Raw genomic sequence first — 3,912 nt, 5'->3', positions numbered from 1 at the left:
GAAATAACTGGTTCAATGCCTCTTCCCATTAACCCAATATAAGAGTTTTCCAGTTTTTGCGAAGCGACAGCATTATTGAACTCGGTTGTTGATAATGGATGTGCTTTTGTATTCTCCAATATTATGTTTTCGGCGTTTTTAAACTGTTTTCCGGGGCCGTAAGAGGCCAAAAACCACAAGATGATGGATATTGCCAGAATGATTTTTCCGGCGCCAAAAACAAAGGCTTTTGTTTTTTCAATTACGTTGATGGCAACGTTCTTGAACATTGGTAATTTATAGTTGGGCATTTCTACCACAAAGAATGTTTTGCCTTTTACCTTCAGAATAATATTCAGGATATAAGCCGATAATATCGCCATTCCAAAACCAATAACATACAAAAGCATCAAGGTCAATCCCTGTACATTTAATATTCCTAAAACATAAGTATCCGGAATAACCAACCCAATAATAATCGCATAAACTGGCAATCTGGCCGAACATGTGGTAAAAGGGGTTACGAGTATGGTGATTAAACGCTCTTTCCAGTTTTCGATGTTTCTAGTTGCCATAATTGCCGGAATGGCACAGGCTGTTCCCGAAATTAAAGGAACCACACTTTTGCCCGACAATCCAAATCGGCGCATGATTTTATCCATCAAGAAAACTACGCGACTCATATATCCACTCTCTTCGAGTATGGAAATGAATAAAAACAAAAAGGCAATTTGGGGTATGAAAATTAAAATACCGCCAATTCCAGGAATTATACCTTGTGAAATTAAATCGGTCAGCATTCCCGCTGGTAAATGCTCACTAGCCAATGTACTTAAAGTGGCAAAAGTACTGTCGATAAAATCCATCGGAATTTTTGACCACTGAAAAATAGATTGAAAAATGACAAATAATATGATGAAGAAAATCACATAACCCCATACTTTGTGAGTAAGTACACGGTCTAATTTACTGCGAAAATCCTTGGCAACACTAGAGTCAATTTTTAATCCTTCTTTTAAAACATCGTTGATGAACTGATAGCGTTTGATGGTTTCTTTTTGTTGTAATCGTTTCAAATCCGAATGCGATTTGGTAAACGAACTGCGAATTTCGTTGCGTTCCAAATTCAAAAAGTTAACGTCTTGCGTAATAACCAACCACAATTTATACAACAACTGATTTGGAAATGCATGACGAAGACTATTGAAATATTCGACGTCAATACTCGAGGCGTTCAAGCAAGGTTCAGAAGAAATGGTTTTGTAACTAACGATTAAATTCTTCAACTCTTCAATTCCATGCCCTTTTCTGGAACTAATCAGTGCGATTTTAGTTTTTAAGTGTTCTTCGAGATATGGTATGTCAAGGCTAATACCTTTGTGTTCCATTCTGTCGGCCATATTGATGACCAAAATAGTTGGAATTTCAAGGTCTTTTATTTGGGTATAAAGAAGTAAATTTCGTTTTAGATTTTCTACGTCAGTAACCACAAGGGCTACGTCCGGATAGAGACGGTCATTTTTGTTTAGCAAAAGTTCAATAACAACGCTTTCATCAATGGAGCTGGCATTTAAACTATAGGTTCCGGGTAAATCAAGAATATTCGCTTTGATATTGTTGGGTAATTTGCAAAAACCCATTTTTTTCTCAACAGTAATTCCTGGATAGTTTCCCACTTGCTGGTTCAAGCCTGTAAGTTGATTAAAAACCGAAGTTTTCCCTACGTTTGGGTTTCCAATTAAAGCAACATTGATATTTTTTAAACTCATTTCTATTTGTTTTTAATGAGTTCTATTTCAATTTGTTTGGCGGTTTCAATGCGAATGGCAAGATGAGAACCATTAATGTTCAAATATAAAGGATCTCCAAAAGGAGCTATTTGAAGTAATTCGACCTCATTGCCCGGCAAACAGCCCATTTCCAGAAGTTTTAAAGGGATAATATCGATATCAAAATCCAGTATAATGGCTTTTTGGCCTTTTTTGAGAGAATGTATCGTTGTTTGCAAAGCTTATTTAGATTGAATTAAGATTGCAAAAATACATTTTTTTATTATAATTATAGCTGATTATTATCAGTTTTACTCATTTTTTTCATTCTCGCAAAGCCAATTAATATCTTCTATTAATCGCTGAATATCTTCTTTTTTTGTACCGTCATAAAAACCGCGAACACGCCTTTTTTGGTCAACCAAAACAAAATTTTCTGTATGTACCATGTCGTATAATTGCTCCGGTTTTCCAAGTTTTACGGCCAAGTAGGATTTTCTGGCCATAGTATAAATTTCTTTTTTATCACCCGTTACCAGATTCCACTTTCCGTCAATGACACCGTATTTTTGGGCATAAGCTTTTAGCGCGGGTACACTGTCGGTCTCTGGGAAAACAGTATGGGAAAGCAACATAACTTTTGGATTGTTCTTGATTGCTTTTTGTACATCGACCAAGTTGGTGGTCATTTTTGGGCAAATTGAACCACAAGTGGTAAAGAAAAAGTCGGCTACATATACTTTGCCCTCATAATTTTTTTGGGTAATTGTTTTTCCATTTTGGTTCACAAAAGAGAAATCGGCAATCGTGTGATACTTGCTGATGTATTGTACGGTACTGTCTACCAATTCTGGATTTACATCCGAAGGATTATAGATTGGCAATGTTTTACTGGGTTTTAAAGCCGAATAAAACAAGTAAAGTGTTATGATGGAAAAAATTAATACGACACCAATATAGATTCTGTATTTTTTTAGAATAGATAACATAAAATTAATTTGGTGCAAAAATAAAGAAAAATACAAGCATATAAAAGGATATGAGATTTAGTTGTTCCAAATAGATTTAGGTCATATTAAAATCTTACAATTCTTTGGTTTTTAGTCTCTTAGTTGACCTCCATTATAGCTTCGATGCTGTTTTTCTTTTTTCGCATTGCATAGTTAATCAAATACAATCCAATTAAGGTTATGCTACCGCCAAAGATGATTGCCGTAGTTAATGGCTCCCCAAAAATAAAAGCCCCTAAAATCACTGCAACTATTGGATTGACGTAAGCATAGACACTGCTCAATTCGGTTGGGAGTTTTTGCAAGGCATAAATAAAAGCAATAAAGGTCAGCACAGAACCAATGATTACCAAATAAGCAATTGACAACCAAGAATTCATTGGAATTTCCGAAAGCGGAATGCTAGCACCCGTAGCTCCAACAAAAGAAAAAAGAAAAATACTGGAAATGAACATTTGCAGCCCCAAGCTAAAATAAGGGTTAAAACTCGCCGCTTTTTTCTTGGTATATAAAGTACCGAAAGCCCAAGTAATTGTTGCCGCTATCGAAAGAATTATTCCAAATTGAAAGTCGGGTTGTAAAAAGTCGAGAAGATGCTCATAAAAAATAACACAAACTCCTCCAAAACAAACCAAAATCCCCAAAACGGCCAGACGGGTTACTCTCTCGCCTTTAAAAATACTGATGAATACAATCCACAAAGGAACCATAGCGCCAATGATAGCACCCAATCCACTGCTGATGTATTTCACGCCCCAAGTACTGAGTCCATTGCTAAAAACAAAATTGAGTAAACTGAGTATGATGATCGTTTTCCATTGTTTTCCTTTGGGCCAAGGTGTTTTTTTAAACAAGAAAAAGGCGAGATACAAAGAACCTCCGATAAATTGCCTAATGCCAGCGAGTTGCAGTGCCGGCATATGTTTAACCCCTTCTTTGGAAGCCAACCACGTGGTACCCCAAAAAAAGCTCACCCAACACAAAGCTAAAATGGGTAATCCAATGGCATTGATTCTAGATTTAAAAGCGGTTTGTATTTTTGTTCTCAACTTACAAATTGGTATTAATGAAGGAATAACCTAAAACGTTTTCTACTTTATCGCTCAAAATTAGCTTTCCAATGGAAGGTTTTGATTGGTCAAATTGTGGCAAAG

General features: G+C 36.0%; 4 protein-coding genes. All 4 read right to left on the bottom strand.

What is annotated here, in order from left to right:
- A partial coding sequence (feoB, locus tag VFS71_RS03900) for a ferrous iron transport protein B (protein WP_326399490.1) occupies positions 1-1,748 on the bottom strand: 1,748 nt, incomplete at its 3' end.
- Positions 1,749-1,750: 2 nt separating this feature from the next.
- Entirely contained in the window at positions 1,751-1,987 is a 237-nt protein-coding gene (locus VFS71_RS03895) for a FeoA family protein (protein ID WP_326399489.1), read from the bottom strand.
- Positions 1,988-2,059: 72 nt separating this feature from the next.
- Positions 2,060-2,737: an SCO family protein gene (locus VFS71_RS03890; RefSeq protein ID WP_326399488.1), complete on the bottom strand. Its 678-nt coding sequence runs from the start codon at positions 2,735-2,737 to the stop codon at positions 2,060-2,062.
- A 119-nt stretch (positions 2,738-2,856) separates the two neighbouring features.
- A complete protein-coding gene (locus VFS71_RS03885; RefSeq protein WP_326399487.1) occupies positions 2,857-3,807 on the bottom strand; it encodes a DMT family transporter in 951 nt (316 codons plus the stop codon).
- Positions 3,808-3,912 lie beyond the last annotated feature (105 nt).

The sequence above is a fragment of the Flavobacterium sp. genome (genome assembly GCF_035760125.1).
Taxonomy (GTDB): Bacteria; Bacteroidota; Bacteroidia; order Flavobacteriales; family Flavobacteriaceae; genus Flavobacterium.
This window is presented reverse-complemented; position numbering and strand designations above follow the sequence as displayed.

Coding starts and splice junctions, on each gene's coding strand:
- VFS71_RS03890 (WP_326399488.1), bottom strand. CDS start 2,737: ATGTTATCTATTCTAAAAAAATACAGAATCTATATTGGTGTCGTATTA.